Annotated in this window: 14 protein-coding genes; 9 read left to right on the top strand and 5 right to left on the bottom strand. The window is 63.0% G+C overall.

Translation table 11 applies throughout. The features are described 5' to 3' along the window. Positions 1-127 precede the first annotated feature (127 nt). From AAFG07_RS26390 to AAFG07_RS26380, 3 genes are all read left to right on the top strand, one after another. Positions 128-2,239, top strand: a complete 2,112-nt coding sequence (locus tag AAFG07_RS26390; RefSeq protein WP_342722754.1) for a family 16 glycosylhydrolase — start codon at positions 128-130, stop codon at positions 2,237-2,239. A 159-nt stretch (positions 2,240-2,398) separates the two neighbouring features. Further along, positions 2,399-5,074 (top strand): type I secretion system permease/ATPase, encoded by a 2,676-nt coding sequence (locus AAFG07_RS26385; RefSeq protein WP_342722753.1) that lies wholly within the window; start codon positions 2,399-2,401, stop codon positions 5,072-5,074. Further along, positions 5,061-6,488: an HlyD family type I secretion periplasmic adaptor subunit gene (locus tag AAFG07_RS26380; RefSeq protein ID WP_342722752.1), complete on the top strand. Its 1,428-nt coding sequence runs from the start codon at positions 5,061-5,063 to the stop codon at positions 6,486-6,488. The genes AAFG07_RS26385 and AAFG07_RS26380 overlap by 14 nt, the downstream gene beginning before the upstream one ends. A 107-nt stretch (positions 6,489-6,595) precedes the next feature. On the opposite strand, the gene AAFG07_RS26375 is transcribed toward AAFG07_RS26380, so the two are convergent. Further along, complete coding sequence (locus AAFG07_RS26375; protein WP_342722751.1) at positions 6,596-7,519, bottom strand: response regulator transcription factor; 924 nt, start codon at positions 7,517-7,519, stop codon at positions 6,596-6,598. A gap of 511 nt (positions 7,520-8,030) precedes the next feature. Between AAFG07_RS26375 and AAFG07_RS26370 the strand changes: the two genes are divergently transcribed. The 6 genes from AAFG07_RS26370 to AAFG07_RS26345 all read left to right on the top strand — a co-directional run bounded on the left by AAFG07_RS26370 (position 8,031) and on the right by AAFG07_RS26345 (position 14,265). After that, positions 8,031-8,684, top strand: coding sequence for a response regulator transcription factor (locus tag AAFG07_RS26370; protein ID WP_342722750.1), 654 nt, complete (start codon positions 8,031-8,033; stop codon positions 8,682-8,684). A gap of 443 nt (positions 8,685-9,127) precedes the next feature. Beyond that, the gene (locus tag AAFG07_RS26365; protein WP_342722749.1) at positions 9,128-10,078 is read left to right on the top strand and encodes a PDR/VanB family oxidoreductase; all 951 of its coding nucleotides are present in this window, start codon (positions 9,128-9,130) and stop codon (positions 10,076-10,078) included. An 18-nt stretch (positions 10,079-10,096) separates the two neighbouring features. Further along, on the top strand, positions 10,097-11,437 hold the full coding sequence (locus AAFG07_RS26360) for an aromatic ring-hydroxylating dioxygenase subunit alpha (protein ID WP_342722748.1): 1,341 nt from the start codon (positions 10,097-10,099) through the stop codon (positions 11,435-11,437). Then, on the top strand, positions 11,434-11,910 hold the full coding sequence (locus tag AAFG07_RS26355) for an aromatic-ring-hydroxylating dioxygenase subunit beta (RefSeq protein ID WP_342722747.1): 477 nt from the start codon (positions 11,434-11,436) through the stop codon (positions 11,908-11,910). The genes AAFG07_RS26360 and AAFG07_RS26355 overlap by 4 nt, the downstream gene beginning before the upstream one ends. A 7-nt stretch (positions 11,911-11,917) precedes the next feature. Continuing rightward, positions 11,918-13,534 carry an ATP-dependent acyl-CoA ligase gene (locus tag AAFG07_RS26350; RefSeq protein ID WP_342722746.1) on the top strand — a complete coding sequence of 539 codons (1,617 nt, stop codon included), beginning with the start codon at positions 11,918-11,920 and terminating at the stop codon, positions 13,532-13,534. 2 nt (positions 13,535-13,536) lie between these two features. Further along, on the top strand, positions 13,537-14,265 hold the full coding sequence (locus tag AAFG07_RS26345) for an SDR family oxidoreductase (RefSeq protein ID WP_342722745.1): 729 nt from the start codon (positions 13,537-13,539) through the stop codon (positions 14,263-14,265). An 11-nt stretch (positions 14,266-14,276) separates the two neighbouring features. Here the strand turns inward: AAFG07_RS26345 and AAFG07_RS26340 are convergent, their stop codons facing one another. From AAFG07_RS26340 to AAFG07_RS26325, 4 genes are read right to left on the bottom strand one after another with little or no spacing between them, the layout of a single operon-like run. Further along, positions 14,277-14,759 carry a MarR family winged helix-turn-helix transcriptional regulator gene (locus AAFG07_RS26340; RefSeq protein ID WP_342722744.1) on the bottom strand — a complete coding sequence of 161 codons (483 nt, stop codon included), beginning with the start codon at positions 14,757-14,759 and terminating at the stop codon, positions 14,277-14,279. Continuing rightward, entirely contained in the window at positions 14,759-15,256 is a 498-nt protein-coding gene (locus AAFG07_RS26335) for a MarR family transcriptional regulator (RefSeq protein ID WP_342722743.1), read from the bottom strand. Before AAFG07_RS26335 ends, AAFG07_RS26340 begins: the two co-directional genes overlap by 1 nt. After that, positions 15,253-16,818: an indolepyruvate oxidoreductase subunit beta family protein gene (locus AAFG07_RS26330; RefSeq protein ID WP_342722742.1), complete on the bottom strand. Its 1,566-nt coding sequence runs from the start codon at positions 16,816-16,818 to the stop codon at positions 15,253-15,255. The genes AAFG07_RS26335 and AAFG07_RS26330 overlap by 4 nt, the downstream gene beginning before the upstream one ends. 24 nt (positions 16,819-16,842) lie before the next feature. Next, complete coding sequence (locus AAFG07_RS26325) at positions 16,843-19,002, bottom strand: indolepyruvate ferredoxin oxidoreductase subunit alpha (protein WP_342722741.1); 2,160 nt, start codon at positions 19,000-19,002, stop codon at positions 16,843-16,845. Between the last annotated feature and the right edge of the window lie 375 nt (positions 19,003-19,377).

Raw genomic sequence — 19,377 nt, 5'->3', positions numbered from 1 at the left:
GCATTGGAATGTGCCCGCGCCATCACGCGCGGCGGGCATGCGGTATGTCGCGCGGTTCGCGGCAGTGGAATGGTCGCGCAATTCGCGACAGTGGAATTCTTCGTTCACTTTTTGGAAGGAACATGGAATGGCCCTGGCCGCGCCAGCAGGTTTCACGTCGAGCAATCTCGTTTTTGAGGAGAATTTCTCCGGCACGACACTCGACAGTTATTGGCACCCCTACATCACGAGCCGCGCCGCAAACGGCTGGCCGTGGAATAGCAATGGATCAGGCGGCAGCGGGCCGGGCGGCCCGTTGGATGTCGATTACGATATGCCGAGCCAGGTGACCGTGAACAACGGGATACTGAATCTCACAGCGATCAGGCAAGCTGTCAGCGGCATCAATGGTGGCACGCCTCAGACATTTCCGGTCACGTCCGGCGCCGTCAGCAGCTATGGCAAGTTCGAGTTTGACGGCGGCTACCTTCAGATCAGCATGAAGGCGCCGAGCGGCGACGGTGCATGGCCTGGGCTGTGGCTGTTGCCCGGCGCGGGCTCGAGCAGCGGCGACAATTTCGAGATCGATATGCAGGAGGGGGGATATACCGGTTCGGGGCCGGCAAACCAGGCCTTCGCCTGGCACCTTCACACACCCTCCGGGACGGTCGGCGGTGTTATCGACACCGGCATCGACCTCACGGCCGGCTTCCATACCTACGGCATCAATTGGGTGCCCGGCAAATCCATCACCTGGTATCTCGACGGAAAGCAGATGGCGCAGGTGACCAGCGCGCAGGTGCCGATTCCGAACGAGCCGATGGAATTGATCATGAGCAATCAGGTCGCGAATTCCAACGCGGCCGGCTGGCATACGGCGTTCGATAGTTCGACCCCGTCGACGATGCAGATGCAGATCGACCAGATCCAGCTCTATCAGGCGGCCGGCGGCGGCGACACCGTCACGGGTGCGAACGTCACTCCTTCGAGCCCCACCCAGCCGACCACGCCCACGGTCCAGCCGGCCGTGACCCAGGTTACGGCTTCGCCGGGGACAGGAACCGAGCACGTGGGCAATACTGCTACATTCACGTTGGGCTTCAACGAAGCCGTGAATGTGACGGGCACGCCGACGCTGTCGCTCAATGACGGAAACGTTGCCACCTATGTCAGCGGTTCGGGGACCAGCACGCTCACCTTCCGAACGACCGTCGCACCGACCGATACTGCGACGTCGGCACTTGCGATCACCGGAGTCAACCTTCCGGGTACTGCGAGCATCAAGGACGCCAGCGGTGTCGCCGCCAGTCTTGCCGGCGCGGTGAAGACGTTCACCGGTCTCCAGGTCGATCCGACGACCGCCACGCCGCCGACTCAGCCGACCACGCCCACGATCCAACCGGCGGTCACCCAGGTTGCGGCTTCGCCGGGGACGGGGATCGAGCACGTGGGCGATACCGCGACATTCACGCTCGGTTTCAATGAATCCGTGAATGTGACCGGCACGCCGACCCTGTCGCTCAATGACGGAAGCACCGCCACCTATGTTGGCGGCTCGGGAAGCAGCACGCTGACCTTCCGGACGACCGTCGCATCGACCGATACGGCGACCTCGGCACTTGCCATCACCGGGGTCAACCTGCCGGGCACGGCGAGCATCAAGGACGCCAGCGGTGTCGCGGCCAATCTTGCCGGCGCGGTGAAGACGTTCGCCGGCCTCCAGGTCGATCCGACGCCCGTCGCGCCGGTGCTCGCGATCGCGGATACCTCGCTGTCGGTGAACGGAAGAGGCGGGACCGTCGATCTCGGAGTCAAGGTCACAACCGCCGATTCCAACGACGCTGTGACCGTGAACATTCAGGGGCTACCGAAGTACGAGACCATCACCGACAACCTTGATGGCCGTACATACAAAGGCAGCGACATCACGCTCACTGCTGCGCAGGTCGACAGCGGATTGACGTTGCAGTCGAATTACCGGGGTGGCGGTCATCCGGTCGCCACGCTCACGCTCACGGCAAGCGGAAAGGACCCGACGACGGGCTCCGTCACGACATCTGCGTCGCAGAGCATCACGGTGACAGATCCTCGTCCGGCGACGACCACACACACGGCCTCGTCCGCGGATCGAAGCTTCGCGCTGCTGAACCAGTGCATGGCAGGTCACCACGGCCGCGGCGGTCAGGGGCAACTCGTTGCGGCCGACGCGCAGGGCGGGGGCTGGAACGAACAATCGCTTCTGACCAAGCCGCACCATTGATGCGGCTGCTCAGCCGGCAGCGTTTCCACGCCCATCGGTGGCGTGGAAACGAGGCCGGCGGTGCCGGCGGCTGGGTGCGATACCGTGTCGTCCTTTGTGAATGCATGAAAGGGAATTGTTGAAGTCGGTCCCGTGACCGCAGAACGATAGAGCTGACAAATGGCGATCCAGAATGGAAATGCCGATGCCGCAGATTTCGGGCTCCGAGCCCTGGTCTTGTTCTTGCGGCTTCATGGTGTGAAAGCCGAATCCGACAAGATCCGCGATGTTTGCGGGAGTGGGACGATCGGTATCCGCGCAATGCTTCGTTGCGCCAGTGAATTCAATCTCAAGGCACGCTCGTGGACGACGGATTGGACGCGGCTTGCGAATATCCGCTTGCCGGGAATCGCCGCGCTGCAGGACGGCGGATTCTTGCTGCTCGGAAAGGTCGACGGCAACGAAGCGCTTGTGCTGCATCCTTCCTCGCCGCATCCGAGGCGCATCACGCGCGCTGAATTCGAGGCAATCTGGGACGGTCGTCTGATCTCGACCGATGCACGGCACGTCGCGCAGCGGGCGTTTCATCTGCTCGCCGGCCTGGGCGTCCGCGGGCGCAATGTGCTGCGGAACCTGCGCGAAAGCCTGGTGCGGTACGTCCGTGAGCACCGGATGCTGGCGCGCTGGTCCGGTCGACGCGACGCTGCCGCTGAAGCGAGCTCAATTGCGCGCGGCGACGGCGATGATGAATCGGGGGCGATGGCGCTGGCGGTCCTGCTGCGCTGTCATGGAATCGCGGCCGACCCGGATCAAATTCGACATCGGACCGGCACGGACCGCCTCGGCGTGACCGACATCATACGTTGTGCCAGGAATTTTGGGCTGAAGGCCCGACTGCAAAGGACGGACTGGAATCGGCTCGCCGTGACGCCGCTGCCGGGGATCGCCGTGTTGCGCGACGGAGGATTCCTGATTCTCGGCAAGATCGTCGACGACAAGCTCCTGGTTCAGCGTCCATTGCTCCCGCAGCCTCAGATGGTCGACCAAGCCGAACTTGAGGCGATGTGGGATGGCGACATCATCCTGATGACGCGGCGGGCTGCCCTGACCGACACCGCCCGGCGCTTTGATATCGGCTGGTTCGTCGGCGCAGTCCACAAGTATCGCCGCTTGCTCAGCGAGGTGCTGGTCGCCTCTTTCTTCCTTCAGATCTTTGCCCTCGTATCGCCGCTGTTCTTCCAGGTGGTCATCGACAAGGTGCTGGTGCATCGCGGCATGAGCACGCTCGACGTGCTGGTCACGGGCCTTGTCGTACTGACCGTCCTCGAGACCATTCTCGGTACGCTGCGCGTCCATCTGTTCGCGCACACGACCAACCGGATCGACGTGGAGTTGGGTGCGCGGTTGTTCCACCACTTGATGGCACTGCCGATCGCATACTTCCAGACGCGCCGCGTCGGCGATTCCGTCGCGCGTGTCCGCGAGCTCGAGAATATTCGTCAGTTCCTGACGAGCTCGGCGCTGACGCTGGTGATCGATCTGGTGTTCACCTTCGTGTTTCTTGCGGTGATGTTCTACTACTCGACGTCGCTGTCGTTGATCGTGCTGGCATCGTTTCCGTTCTATATCGGTATCTCAGCGGGCGTGGCGCCGCTGTTCCGCCGGCGTCTCGACGAGAAGTTCGATCGCGGCGCCGAGAACCAGGCATTTCTGGTCGAGAGCGTCACCGGCGTCGAAACGCTCAAGGCGATGGCGGTCGAGCCGCAAATGCAACGTCGCTGGGAGGAGCAGCTCGCCGCCTATGTGGCCGCGAGCTTCCGCGTGCTGAGCTTGAACAATACGGCGAGCCAATCGGTCCAGATGATCAACAAGCTGGTCGCCGCCGCAACCCTGTACTTCGGGGCCCGCCTCGTGGTCGATGGTGCGCTGACGGTCGGCGAACTCGTCGCATTCAACATGCTGGCGGTACGCGTGAGCATGCCGGTATTGCGGCTTGCGCAGATCTGGCAGGATTTCCATCAGGCCCGGCTGTCGATCGATCGTCTTGGCGACATCCTCAACACCATTCCCGAGCCGAGCTCCGGTCCCGGCCGGGCTGCGCTGCCGGAGATCCGTGGCCAGGTCACATTCGAGCATGCGACGTTCCGCTATCGCATCGACGGTCCCGAAGTGCTGCACGACGTATCGTTCAGCGTCGAGCCGGGCCAGGTCATTGGCATCGTGGGCTCCTCCGGCTCGGGCAAGAGCACCATCACGAAGCTGATCCAGCGTCTCTACGTGCCGGAAAGCGGGCGCGTGCTTGTCGATGGCGTCGATCTTGCGATGGTCGATCTCGCCTGGCTGCGGCGTCAGATCGGCGTCGTGTTGCAGGAGAACGTGCTTTTCAATCGCTCCATTCGCGACAATATCGCGCTCGCTGATCCGGCGATGCCGATCGAGCGCGTCATTGCGGCCGCCTCGCTCGCCGGCGCCCACGACTTCATTCTGGAGCTGCCCGAAGGGTATGACACCGTCGTGGGGGAGCGCGGCAGCAGCCTTTCCGGCGGACAGCGTCAGCGAATCGCGATTGCCCGAGCGCTGGTCACCGATCCACGCATCCTCATCTTCGACGAGGCGACCAGCGCGCTCGACTATGAAAGCGAGCGCGCGATCCAGCAGAACATGAAACGGATTTCCGCCGGCCGGACCGTTTTCGTGATCGCGCATCGGCTCTCTACGGTACGTCACGCAGACCGGATCATCGCGGTCGAGCACGGCCGTCTCGTCGAGGACGGCAACCATGATCAGTTGATCCGTTCGAATGGACGGTACGCGAGGCTGCACCAGCTACAGGCGGGTATCCATGACGCTCGCTAGCCGAAACATCATTCCGTTTCCCAAGGCCGAGGTTCGCCGCCGCGAGCAAGAGATCGCGTTTCTTCCGGCGGCCCTCGAAATCACCGAATCGCCGCCGTCACCGATCGGGCGCGCGATCGGGGCGAGCATTATCGCGGCTTTTTGCCTCGCGCTGGCATGGGCGTGGTTTGGGCACGTCGATATCGTCGCAACCGCGACCGGCAAGATCGTGCCGGGCGGGCGCACCAAGCTCATCCAGCCGTTCGAAACGGGCGTCGTGCGCGCCATCCATGTGCGCGACGGACAGAGCGTCAAGGCCGGTGAAGTCCTGATCGAGTTGGATCCGACGATGACCGGAGCGGATCAGGAGCGTTACCGGAGCGATCTTCTGGCCGCAGAACTCGAAGTGGCGCGGCTTCGCGCGGCGCTTGCGAGCGATCCGCTCGCGGCATTCCAGGCGCCGCAGGGTGCAAGTGCCGCCGATATCGATCTGCATCGTCAGTTTCTGATCAGCCAGCGCGCCGAGCAGCAAGCCAAGCTTGCCGAGATTGAGCGCCAGCAGGGCCAGAAGGAGGCGGAACGGGCGACCATTGCGGTGAATGTCGCGAAGATCCAGGCGACGATACCCGTGCTCACGGAGCGGGTCGAAATCCGGAAAACGCTTCTCGACAAGGCGCTGGGCTCGAAGGTCACCTACCTTTCTGAGTACCAGGACCTGGTCGGCCTTCAGCAGGATCTTATCGTGCAGCAGAGTCGGCTGCGCGAAGCCGACGCCGCGATGGCCTTGCTGAAGGAAACGAGGGAAAGGGCCGACGCGGAATATCGGCGGACCACCTACGATGCGCTCGCAAAGGCGGAGCAGAAGGCCAAGAGCGCCGCGCAGGAGGTGGTGAAGGCGGAGCAGCGGACGAAGTTTCAGCAGTTGACCGCGCCGGTCGACGGCGTCGTGCAGCAACTCGCTGTGCATACGGTGGGCGGCGTGGTCTCGCCCGCTCAAGCGCTGGCGGTGGTGGTGCCGAGCGACAGCCACCTCGAGATAGAAGCCATGCTCTCCAATCGCGATATCGGATTTGTTCATCCGGGACAGAGGGCTGCGATCAAGGTCGATACGTTCAATTTTACCCGTTACGGGCTCCTCGATGGAGAGGTTCTCAGCGTATCGTCGGATGCCATTACCCGCGACAGGGCGCCGGGCGCGTCGAATGATCGGACGCCGGGAGGCGTGCAGGGCGGCAGTGAGCCCAGAGGACAGGAGCTGGAGTATGCTGCGCGCGTTTCTCTCGACCGTACGCAGATGCAGGTGGAGGACAAGCTGGTCAAGCTCGGTCCCGGCATGGCGGTGACGGTCGAGATCAAGACGGGTCGGCGCCGGATCATCAGTTACGTGCTCTCGCCGCTGGCGACGCACCAGCAGGAAGCGCTGCGAGAACGATAGACAAGCCGGCTGCCTTTGCGGGCAGCCCGGCATCGGTCATCGCGCATCGCATCGGTTTGCAGTCCGCTCGATATCCCGCCGGGGGCGACCCGGCGGGACGGCTTCAGCTATTTTCGAAGCCGGATTGCCCCGTCGATCTTCGAGCCCATGCCGTTGCGGGCGTGGCCGTTCGTAAGCGGCACTTCAAAATAGTTCGCCGTGTGGTCGATCGCGCCAAGTGGCGCCGGCCTGCTCGCTCTCGCGATCTTGGGAATTTCCCGCTTGGGCGGGAGCGGCCGCTCGGCTTCGGTGGTCTGATGCGCAGACCCGTTGCCGTTCGGCCAGGCCACAGGTCGATGGTGCAAGCCCCAGATCGCTGCCTGTGTTCTGTTCTGAACCCGGATCTTGCGAAGGATCGCCTTGATGTGAACCTTCACCGTGGCTTCGGCAATGTTGATCTTGCGGGCAATGCACTTGTTGGAATCGCCTTCGATCAGGCAATGCAGAATCGAGATTTCCCGCGGCGAAAGTTGCCGAGCGAGCCCGTCTTCCGCCTGCGCGGCGACGGGATCGTCATCATTGGGTGCGGGCGTATCGTCTGCGTCGCGCTCTTCGGCGTCGAGTGTGGACGTCAGGAATGCAGGCGGGAAGACCATCCCACCCATCATGACGAGTTCGATGGACTTGATGAACGCGTCGCAATTCATCACGTCGATGAAGTAGCCGGTGGCACCGGCCCGAAGTGCCGCAGCCAGGTCGCTCACACGATATTGATCGGCGACGACGGCTACGCGTCCATCCGCGTGACGTCGCTTGAAGGAATCGATTTGCTCGATTGTCGGGCGAAAATCGTCGCCGGTGTGAACAATAAGAAGCAGCAATGCCTGACTGGCGGTGGTCTTCTGGGGCGCATCGTCGCCAAACAAATCGTCGGCATCGGATATCGAAGTCAGGACTTGAAAGCTCTCTGAATTCAGAATTCTGGCAAGACCTTCCTTACGAAGACTATTTTCGCCAACAAGCACAATAGCAAAAGGATATCGCCGTCTCATGGAAACTCTCCCGGACGCTACAATGAAACAATGGGCGGGTCGGTTGAATCCGGCTCATTTTGTTGATGATCCACCCAGCTAAAAAAGAACGACGTATGAAAAACACTTCCTCGGATTTATCCGATCGAACCAACGAACTGAGGACGAAAAAGTCCTGAGCCCACTCTAAATATTTAAGAATGTTAGATGCTAATCCCCAATATCCCTATATACCGTTGGTTATAGACATTTGTTTCAGACGTCGTCGGTCGTTTCAGATGTCGACCGTCATAGGAAAGCCGGTGGTTTGATGGTCGCGCGTCCCGGGCACCGTTGACGAACACCCGCTTTGGGTGAGCCAGCTCTGGGTTGCGATCACGCGTTGCTGAAAATATGCCTGTTGGCATGCTCAGGGCAGTAAATTCACGGGCTTTCGCGACAACAAAACCTTACGAATAAGCTTCATATTAGAGTAGCTTATGAGTCAATTGGGCGCCGAGCTGAACTGGAGGGACTGAGGGATTGGTCGTAAATGCATTTCAGTCGTGTGGTGATTGCTAGCAGATATCCGGTTGTTTTATTGGGTCTGAATTGCCTGCTCGAAGCAGAACGTGATTTCAAGGTGGTCGCTCGTTGCAGTGACACTGCGAGCTGTTTCGAAGCAGTACGGGATCTAGCGCCCGACATAGCCATTTTGGACATGTCGATGCCTGACATTCTTGAGCAGGCAATGATCGACATTAGAAAGTCCGGGACGCCTGCTGTGCGCCTCGTCTTTCTCGCTACCTCCGTCGAGGATCGCGATCTCGCGACGTTGGCGGCGGCCGGAGCTCACGGCGTGATTCTCCACGACGAAGAGCCTGAGACTCTCATGCAAACATTGCGGCAGGTCGCGGACGGTCACAGGATGCTGCCGCCGCCCGCGTGCGAGGAAGCGATCTCCCGTGCGCAAACCGCGATGCCGGAGAAATATCTTGCGATATTGACGGAGCGCGAGCGGCAGATCATGAACCTGGTGTCGGAGGGGCTGTCGAACAAGGAGATCGGCCGCCGTCTGAAGGTGGCCGACGGTACCATCAAGGTTCATCTGCACCACATCTTCCGCAAGCTCGAGATCAGCAACAGGACAATTCTGGCGACGCTCGCCGTCTCCTATGCAGGGCCAGGCGGCTCTCCATCCAGCTGACACCGGGCCTTGTGAAGGGCGACTATATGCGGCGGCGACGAGGCTCTATCGATCGCTGTCGTTGACTTGTCAGCGGGGTGCGCGGCCGTACGTCCTTGCCGCTGAAACGATCGCCGCCGGTCGTCACTACAGCTTGAACGCTGATGCATCGATGACGACCGCCCGCGATGGTCGACCGGGTCGGCCGCCCGCTTAATCCAGACACATTGCTACCCGGACTAACCCGAGCGCGACCGCGCACGCGTCGTGCGCAGCTTGCGGTTTTCTCAGGCCAGGGACCGGAGGCGTCTTGCCCGCCGAATGGATCGCGCGAGCAATGATCGCTGCGGATGACCTGCCTGGCACGGGCCTGTCCCGTTGCCGTGTCCCCGCCGCAGCGACGATTGACAGGCAATTATTACATGTATAAAAATATGCAAATTCATATAATATGAGATGCCCGAATGGACGCGCATCCGCTCAAGCTCAAAGTGCAGTCGATCGTTGCGCAGACGCCTGTCATTCGCAGCGTCGTGTTCGGTGTGGAGGGCGGTGCCGTGCCGGCGTGGCAAGCGGGCGCGCACATTCGCGTGTTGCTGCCGGGCGGGGAAGACCGGCCGTACTCCCTGATGGCATTGCCGGACCTGCCTGAAGGCGCTGTTGCGCTGGGGGTGCTGCGCGAGGAGACGTCGACCGGCGGCTCGCAGTTCATGCATGCCCTTCAGGTCGGCGACGTCGTCAGCGCGACCGCGCCGGTCAACAATTTCAGTCTTCACGAGGGCGCCGCGCCGGCGTTGCTGTTTGCCGGCGGCATCGGCGTCACGCCGATCCTGTCCATGGCGGCGGTGCTGAAGGCGCAGGGAACCTGGTTTCGCCTGCACTATGCCGGACGAACGCCCGGGCTGCTGGCGTTCCTGCCGCAGTTGCAGGCGATCTGTTCAGAGGGCCTGGCGGTCCACTACGATAGCGATGTGTCCCGCCTCGATATCGCGGCAGCGCTCGGCGATGCGCCCGCAGATGCCCACGTCTATGTCTGCGGGCCTGCCGGCATGATTGACGCGGTGAAGGCAACGGCGCTCGCCAGGGGCATCCCGGCAGACCGTATCCATTTCGAGCTGTTCAAGGCCGAGCCGGCCAGCTCCCCGAACCAGCCGTTCGAGGTCGAGCTCAAGTCGACCGGGCAGGTCATCACGGTCGCGACCGATCAGAGCATCATCGGGGCGCTGGAAGCGGCGGGGCTCGACGTGCTCTATGATTGCCGGCGGGGCGATTGCGGCATCTGCCAGTGCGGCGTGATCGCAGGCGTGCCCGATCATCGTGACGTCATTCTCAGCGACGACGAGAAGGCGTCCAACAAGGTCATGCAGATCTGCGTGTCGCGTGCGAAGTCGGACCGGCTGGTGTTGGATCTCTGAGAGGAGGCAAGAGGCGCCATGGCGAAATACGGAAAGGATCCCCGCGCGATCGGCGGGCTTGTGCGCGACGCCGAGGTGCATCGCGACGTCTATGTCGATCCCGAGGTCTTCGATCTCGAGATGGAACATCTGTTTCCCAACAGCTGGATTTATGTCGGGCATGCCAGCCAGTTGTCGAAGGCCGGCGACTTCATCACCGCCAATATCGGCCGGCAGCCGGTGGTGGCCAGCCGCCATACCGACGGCTCGATCCACCTGTTCTACAATCGCTGTCCGCACAAGGGCGTCAAGATCGCCTCCGAGCCGTGCGGCAATACCGGAAAGTTCTTCCGCTGTCCCTATCATGCCTGGTCGTTCAAGACCGACGGCTCGCTGCTCGCGATCCCGCTGAAGAAGGGCTACGAGGGCACCGGCTTTGCCGACACGCAGGCGAGCGACGGGTTGTCGCGGATCAAGAATGTCGTCGTCTACCGGGACTTCATTTTCGCGCGCCTGAGCGAAAACGGCGTCGGCTTCGAAGACTATTTTGGTGAAAGCCTCTCGACCATCGACAACATGGTCGACCGCTCGCCGGAGGGGAAGCTGGCCGTCGAGGCCACGCCGATCCGCTACATGCACACCTGCAATTGGAAGATGCTGGTCGAGAACCAGACCGACACCTGCCATCCCATGGTGGCGCATGAGAGCTCGGCCGGCACCGCCATCAAGGTCTGGCAACGCGAACAGGGCGATTCCACGGAGAAGCCGATGGCGGTGCAGCTCTATGGGCCGTTCATGAGCCCGTACGAGTTCTACGAGCAGAGCGGCATCCGGATCTGGCCCAACGGCCACGGCCATACCGGCGTCGCCAATTCCATCCATTCGAACTATTCGGACGTCGAGGGCTATCTCGGCCAGATGGTCGCGGCCTATGGCGAGAAGCGGGCCCACGAGATCCTGGGAGAGGTCCGGCACAACACCGTCTATTTCCCGAACATCATGGTGAAGGGCGCGGTGCAGATCCTGCGCAATTTCATCCCGATCGCGGTGGACCGGACGCTGGTGGAGAGCTGGGTCTATCGTTTGGTCGGCGCACCCGACAAGCTCTACGAGCGGGCGCTGATGTACAATCGCTTCATCAACGCACCGACCTCGATCGTCGGGCACGACGATCTCGAAATGTATGAGCGGGCCCAGGAGGGGCTGAAGTCGAACGGCAATCAATGGGTCAATCTGCGCCGGCTCTACGAGAGCAACGAAGCGCCTGATGTCACCGCGGTCGTCAACGGCACGTCGGAGCGCCAGATGCGGAACCAGTTTCATGCCTGGGCCAAATTCATGACCATGGGCATGGACCAGGGCGTCGAGGCCGCGGAATGATCAGCGAGAAGACCATCACCGATTTCATCTATCGGGAAGCCGACCTCCTCGACACGATGCAATGGCAGGCGTGGCTCGACCTGTTCCACCCGGAGGGCCGCTACTGGATGCCGCTGGAATGGCAGCAGCAGGATCCGGTACTCCAGCCCTCGCTGATGTACGAAGACCTGATGCTGATGAAAGTGCGGATCGAGCGACTGGCCGGCGAGCGCACCTTCAGTCAGAAGCCGAAGAGCCGCTGCCATCATTTGCTGCAGGCGCCGCAGATCCTGGCGTGCGATACGGCCGCCGGCGTGTTCAAGGCGCGGACGTCCTTTCTCTACACCGAGACGCGCGGCGATACGCTGGAACGCTTTTCGGGGTGGGCGTCGCACGATCTCGTTCAGGTCGGCGATGACCTCAAGATCAGGCTCAAGCGCATCGATCTCGTGAATTTCGATGCGCCGTTCGGCAATATCCAGCTTTTCATGTGAGTGCGCCTTGACCACAGCGACCACCGTCTACGCCCGCTTCCGCGAGATTGCCCTCGATCGGGGCGAAGCCGGCTTTCTCAACGTGCTGCCCGAGACCGCCGACATCTACAGCATCGCGGCCGGGGAGATCTCGTACCGCGCCATGTTTGAGCGGGTGGAGTGCTGGCGCGCGGCGTTCGCGAGCCACGGCTACGGCAGAGGCCATCGGGTCGGGCTGCTGCTCCAGAACAGGCCGGTGTTCGTCGAGCTGTGGTTCGCCTTGAACGCGCTCGGTGTTTCCGTGGTGCCGATCAACCCCGATCTGCGGGTCAGCGAGCTCGAATACATCATCGCGCATTCCGAGATGAATGCCGCTTTCGTCCTCGCCAAACGACGGGGCGAGGTCGAGACGGCGGCACGGCAGGCCGGCCGGCCGATTCCGGTTGCGACCGACAGCGGCGAGATTCCAGCCCCGTTCGGCGGCGCGCGGCCGGCGGACCCCGGCGACGGTGCGAGCGAATGCGCGCTGCTCTATACGTCGGGGACGACAGGCCAGCCCAAGGGCTGCGTGCTGACCAACACCTATTTCCTCTATTCCGGAGACTGGTATCGCGACGTCGGCGGGTTGATCGATCTCAGAGGTGATGGCGAGCGCATGATCACGCCGCTGCCGTTGTTTCACATGAACGCGATGGCGGTGTCGCTGATGGCGATGCTGTCGGTCGGCGGCAGCCTGACGATGCTCGATCGCTTCCATCCGCGGAGCTGGTGGAAATCGGTGCGCGACAGCCGCGCGACCTGCCTGCATTATCTCGGCGTCATGCCCTCGATGCTGATGGGCGCGCCGCCGACGCAGGAAGATCGCGCGCACACCGTGCGGTTCGGCTTCGGCGCCGGCGTCGACAGGCTGCTGCACGCGCCGTTCGAGGAGCGCTTCGGCTTTCCGCTGCTCGAGGCCTGGGCGATGACCGAGACCGGAAGCGGCGGCGTGATCGCCGCCAACGTCGAGCCGCGCAAGATCGGCACCAGCTGTTTCGGCCGTCCGGCGACGGAAGTCGAGGTTCGGATCGTCGACAACGCCGGCAACGATGCGCCGGTGGGAACGCCCGGCGAGTTGTTGGTGCGGCGGGCAGGGGATGATCCCCGCTACGGCTTCTTCAGCGAGTACCTGAAGAACAGGGAGGCCACCGCAGAGGCCTGGAAGGACGGATGGCTCCATACCGGAGATATCGTGTCGCGCGATGCCGATGGCGATCTTCATTTCGTCGATCGCAAGAAGAACGTGATCCGCCGCTCCGGCGAGAACATCGCCGCGGTCGAGGTCGAATCCGTGCTCAACCGCCATCCGGCGATCCGGCAGGCCGCGGTGGCGGCAACACCCGATCAGCTACGCGGCGACGAGGTCGCGGCTGTCATCATCGCCGAGAATCCAGGGGCAGACCGCGCGCTGGCCGAGGACATCGTGCGCTGGAGCCTGGAGCAGATGGCCTATTACAAGGCGCCGGGCTGGATCTCGTTCGTCGATCAACTGCCGCTGACCGCGACCGAGAAGATCCAGCGCGCCGGGTTGAAGGAGTTCGTCGCGAGACTGATGCGCGATGGCGCGTTCTTCGATCTTCGCGACCTCAAGCGGCGGCAGGAGTGATCATGAGCCAGACCCGCACCACACTCATCACCGGAGGCAATTCCGGCATCGGGGAGGCGCTGGCGAAAAAGCTCGTCGGCGAGGGACAGCGGGTCGTCTCGGTCGGGCTCGAGAAGCCGGACTGGACGCACGATCTGCTCACCGCCTATCGCGTGGACCTGACCAGCATGGCGGAGACCAGGGCGATTGCACAGGAAATCTGCCGGGATCATGCGGTCGATTGCCTCGTGCACAATGCCGGCATCATCCTGCCGAACCTGCTGGCCGATGCGAAGCCGGAAGACATCCTGACACTGGCGCAGTTGCATCTGGGCGCACCGATGCTGCTGACCCAGGCGGCGATGGAAGGGATGCGTTCGCGGCGGTTCGGGCGGATCGTGTTCGTGAGCTCGCGCGCCGCCATGGGCGCGGCCACGCGCTCGGCCTATTCCGCCACCAAGGCCGGCGTGCACGGCATGGCGCGCACTTGGGCGCTGGAGCTGGCGTCGAGCGGCATCACGGTGAACGTGGTCGCACCGGGCCCGATCCTGACCGACAATTTCTGGGGCGTCATCCCGAAGGACTCCGAGCAGCAGGAGCGGATGGCGCGCAACGTTCCGGTCGGGCGGCTCGGCTCACGCGAGGACGTAGCGCACGCGATCCGCTTCTTCCTCGATGAGCGCTCGGACTTCGTGACCGGGCAGGTGCTCTACGTCTGCGGCGGCACCAGCCTTGCCGGCCTCAGTCCCTGATCGTGTGCGGATCAGATCTGGTTCTGGCGGATGTTCTCGACCATCTTGGCCAGCACGCGGGCGCACACCTCGATCTCGTCGGGATCGATGCCGACGGTCAGCCGGTCGTAGTTGCTCTCCATGATCGGCCAGATCTTTCGCAGCAGCGCCTCACCGTCCGCCGTCAATCCGACGACGCGGCGGCGCTGGTCTTCTTCCGCGATCTCGCGCTTGACGAGGCCCGATGACACCATCGACTCGACCATGCGGCTCGCGGTCGACTGCTCGGTGACGGCCAGAACGGCGATCTCGTTGACGGTCAGCGTCTTGTAGATGAACAGGACCGACAGCGTCCGGAACACGACGTTGTTGATGTTGTGCTCGCTGAGATCGCGGTTCTGATCCAGGTTCCAGCGATTGGCGAGCCGGTTGAAGAGATAGGGAATGTAGCTTTGCAGCTGGTCCCGTGTCCGCGGTGGACCGGATTTCCATCTGCTCCTGGAGTCTTTGGCCATTATGTCTTGCGACCCTGCTTCTTGCTTTCGCTGCCGAGTTTCGAGGAGAGGGACCGCAGCACCGACAATGCAGCCGCCAGCTCCGGGGCGGGAATACTTTCGAGCCGTTCGCTGAGATGCTTCTTGTGCACCTCAGCCGCCTTCCTGAACAGTGCTTCGCCCTTTGGCGTCAGGCGCACGATGAACGAGCGGCGATCCTCGCTCGACATTTCCTTGCTGATGAGATCGTCAGCCAGCAGGCGCTGTACCAGGCCCGAGACGTTGCCGCCGGACACTTTCAGGTTCTGCGACAATTGCCCGAGCGCCATTCCGTCCCTGTAACGATCGAGCTGGGCGAGCACGTCGAACTTTGCCAGCGACAGCCCGAATTCCGAGCTCAGCATGGAATTCAGCGACGCAAACAGCTCGCCATGCAGGGACAGTAGTTGCAGCCACAGCCGGGTTTCAATCTGCCCGAATACGGCAGCCGTGCTCTCCTTGAGTGCTGCCGGCATCATGCAAAACTCTTGATGGTCTGGATCACGCCGTCGAGCTCCTTGCCTTCGCTGTCCTTCAGCGCGGCTTCCCGCAGCCGGCGCGCCCAGTCGGCGGCATCGTCGCGCTCCTCGACCAGCTTGATCGCGGCCAGCGTCTTGTCGAATTTCGACAGGCCGCGGCTGTGGGTGTCGGAATAGCCCTTGACGAGGCGCCGGCATTGCAGGATCTCGACGCCCAACTGATAGTTCGCTCGCACGGCCTCGGTCGCGGCCGTGAGCCATTGGTCCCGATGAGCGGTCTCGATGGCGTGACGCAGCGAGCGGCGGCGCATGCTGCGAAGCCCGCCGACGACATAGAGCGCGACGAACGACAGCAGCGAGTAGGTCCGCACCCGGCGTCCCTTGTTGACGCGGCGGTCGAGCCAGCCGAGCAGGCGCGGCCTGGCGCCAAGCCAGCGGCCAAGGCCCACCGGCAGCATGCCCATCACTTCTTCCATGCGAGGGTGCATGAACTCGGTGGTCTGGAGCACCTGGCCCTCGGACAATTCGAGCTCGCCCTCGATCCGCGCGCGACGGCTGGACCTGGTCTTGAGGTCGGCAACGCGGATGACGTCATCATAGGCCATGGCGTTGGCGAGATATTTTGCTGCGGCCTGAGTGAAGGCAAAACCTCGCGCGGCGCCGCCGGCGCTGCGATCGGCGGCGTGGAGCTTGCCGAGGATGTCGAGATACTCGCCGCCATAGGCGACATCCTGGAAATCGACGACCTTCTTCAGCCCGGCGCGGCCCATCGCCTGCACGGCCTTCGGCAACTCCTGCGCCAGCCGCGCGGCGAGGCCGGCAAGACGGGGATCCAGCGCTGCCGGGGAGGGCGCGGTGTCGGCCGCCTCCGATTGCGACGGCGGCGCCGGGTCGGGGGATTTCGATTGCACCCGGTCAAACGCAGCCTCGAACGCGCGGACGCTGGCCTGTGCGCCCTTGTCGCCGGCGCGGATGACGTCGAGATAGCTCTCGCGGCCAAAACTCAGCACGCCGGCGCCTGCGAGCGCGCCGAACATCGCGGCCGAGATGACGCTGCCGTTTGCGATTGCCAGCGCGTTCATGTCGAAGATGATCTCGGTCTTGGCGGCGATCCCGATGGCGCCGGTCACCGCGCCCCCGTCGGCGATGCCGTTGCCCGGCGCGATCTTCTCGCCGATCGCGAACGTCCGGTGATTGGATGCGATCAGCGTGGTGCGGTCCGGCGTCACTAGGCCGCGCAGGATCGAGCGGCCGGCTTCCATGAATTCCGCCGCCATCACCACGTCGACGTCGCCGGGCGTCGGCATCAGCGACAGGATCGGCTTGCGGCCGTCGAGCGGCGGCATCGCCTCGATGTAGTAGATCGTGGCGCCGGTGCGCTGGGCGACGCCGGGCACCGACGTCGACTGCGCGACCCAGCCATGGTTCTCGGCGAGCTGGACGATCCAGTCGGTGAGGACGCCGCCGCCCTGGCCACCCATCGCGACGATCGCGATCGAGATCGGCCGCTCGGTCGCGTCACCTGCGGCAGGAAGCGCCAGCTGGACCGTTTCGTCTCTCATGCCCAAAATCTCATGCCAAGATTCTCATGCCAAGGCCTCGAGCGCCGGACGCCGGCGATCGCGCCGCCGTTGCAGCCAGCCGATCACGGCCATGGCGACCTTCGACTTGAACTTGTCCCAGCCGGTCGGATTGTGAATGACGTCGGCGCGATAAAACGACGGACACAGCACCGCGGTGTCCGCGACCTCGCCGCAATTGCCGCATCCGACGCAGGAATTGTCGATGGCCGCAACGGGATCGTCGCGCAAGGGATCGTCGAGCTGCTTGACCGAGAGCGACGGGCAGCCCGAAAGACGGATGCAGGCGTGGTCGCCGGTGCAGACATCCTCGTCGACGCCGAAGCGTTCCTTGACGGTGCGAACGCCGTCCTTGATCGCCTTGCTGATCTGCGGCTTCACGCGGCGCTGCTTGTTCAGCATACATTCGGAGGAGGCGACGATGACCTTCGGGCCTTCCTCCTTGGTCGTCAACGCTTCCTTCAGCGTGTCGCGCATCCGGCCGACATCGTAGGTGCGGTCGATCTGCCGGACCCATTGCCCGCCGATGCCCTTCACGGCCTGCACGATCGAGTTGTTGGTATTGCGCCGCTTGCTCGTCGCGCGCGACGACAGGATGTCCTGACCGCCGGTCGCCGAGGTGTAGTAATTATCGACGATGATGAAGACACCGTCATGCTTGTTGAAGACGGCGTTGCCGATGCCGCTGGTCAGCCCGTTGTGCCAGAAGCCGCCGTCACCCATCACGGCGATCGAGCGCTTGTCGGCCTTGACGTTGAAGGCCGAGGTCGAGGCCGGGCCAAGGCCAAAGCCCATCGTGGTCGCGCCGATGTTGAACGGCGGCAGGATCGAGAACAGGTGACAGCCGATGTCGGCCGAGACGTGGTGCTCGCCGAGTTCGCTCTCGACGAGCTTCATGGCGGCGAAGATCGGCCGCTCCGGACAGCCGGTGCAAAGCCCGGGCGGACGCGCCGGCACGATTTGCTTCAGCTTCTCAACCTCGGGGCGGTTGAGCACGGGGCTCGCGTCCGGCGCCGGTGGCCGATTGCCGAGCAGCCGCGGCTCGGTCTTCTCGATAAATTCGCGCACGCCGCCGAGCAGCACCTGCGCGGTATAGTCGCCGCCCATCGGCAGCACGTCCTTGCCGTGGATGCGCGCCTGGATATCCTTGCGGCGCAGCACCGTGTTGATCGCCTGCTCCAGATATTCCGGCTGGCCTTCCTCGACGATCAGGATGGCGTCCTTGTCGAGGCAGAACTCGGCGACCTCGGTGTCGATCACGGGGTAGGTGACGTTCATGACGTAGAGCGGAACCTGCGTGTTGCCGTAGGCATCCGACAGCCCGAGATATTGCAGCGCGCGGACGACGTTGTTGTACATCCCGCCCTGCATGATGATGCCGACCTTGCCCTGCTTTGGCCCCATCCATTCATTCAGCCTGTTGTCGCGGACGAAGTTGATGGCTGCAGGCATCCGTGTCTTGATCTTCTCCTGCTCATGCTCGTAGGCAGCCGGCGGCAGCACGATGCGGCCGACGTCGCGCTTCGGATTGTTCAGGGCGTCCTTGATGGTGTGGGCCGGCTTGACGTTGTCCTTGCAGATAAAGCTGCCGTGCATGTGGCAGGCACGGACGCGCACCTCCAACATGACAGGGGTGTTCGAGGCTTCCGAGAGCTCAAATCCCTTCTCGATCAGGTTGACGATGCATTCATGGTCAGGCCGCGGATCCAGCAGCCAGATCTGCGATTTCATCGCAAAGGCGTGGGTGCGTTCCTGCATGATCGAGGAGCCTTCGCCGTAATCCTCGCCGACGATGATCATGGTGCCGCCGGTAACGCCGCCGGAGGCGAGATTGGCCAGCGCGTCGGAGGCGACATTGGTGCCGACCGTCGACTTCCACGCCACCGCGCCGCGCAGCGGATACATCACCGAGGCCGACAGCATCGCCGCCGCCGCCGCTTCGTTGGCGGAGCTCTGGAACACGACGCCGAGATCGTCGAGCACGTCCTTGGCGTCGGCCAGCACATCCATCAAATGCGAGATCGGCGAGCCCTGATAGCCGCCGACATAGGCAACGCCCGATTGGAGAAGTGCCTTGGTGATGGCGAGGATGCCTTCGCCGCGGAAGGTGTCGCCGTCGCCCAGCCGGAGATCCTCGACCTCACGAGCAAAAGACCGTTCAGCCATTGCACCCTCCAGAAATATGCGATAGCATACGTTTACATGTAAAGTAAGTCAACGCTGCGCCATGCCGCCAAGCTTTGCGGATCTCTGCTCCAGACGGCGAGTATGGGCCAGCGACAGGGTAGCGCCAATGCTGAAGCTGCCGCGGAGCGCGCGAGCTTCGTGTCAATTCCAGGCACGACGGAATGATGGGACGTGTCGATCCAACGACGCCACGAATCGCAAACCCTCCGCACCGTCGTCCTGGCGAAAGCCAGGACCCATTACCCCGAATGGTCATTGTCGAGCGATCTGGGGCCGCAATCCCTTTCACAATCAAATGCGGTGGTTACGGGTCCTGGCTCCCGTGCGCAATTGCGCACTAGCCCAGGACAACAG

Origin of the sequence: Bradyrhizobium sp. B097 (assembly GCF_038957035.1) — a bacterium.
Taxonomy (GTDB): Bacteria; Pseudomonadota; Alphaproteobacteria; order Rhizobiales; family Xanthobacteraceae; genus Bradyrhizobium.
The sequence above is the reverse complement of the archived record's forward strand: the minus strand, read 5'-3'. Positions and strand labels throughout refer to the sequence as shown.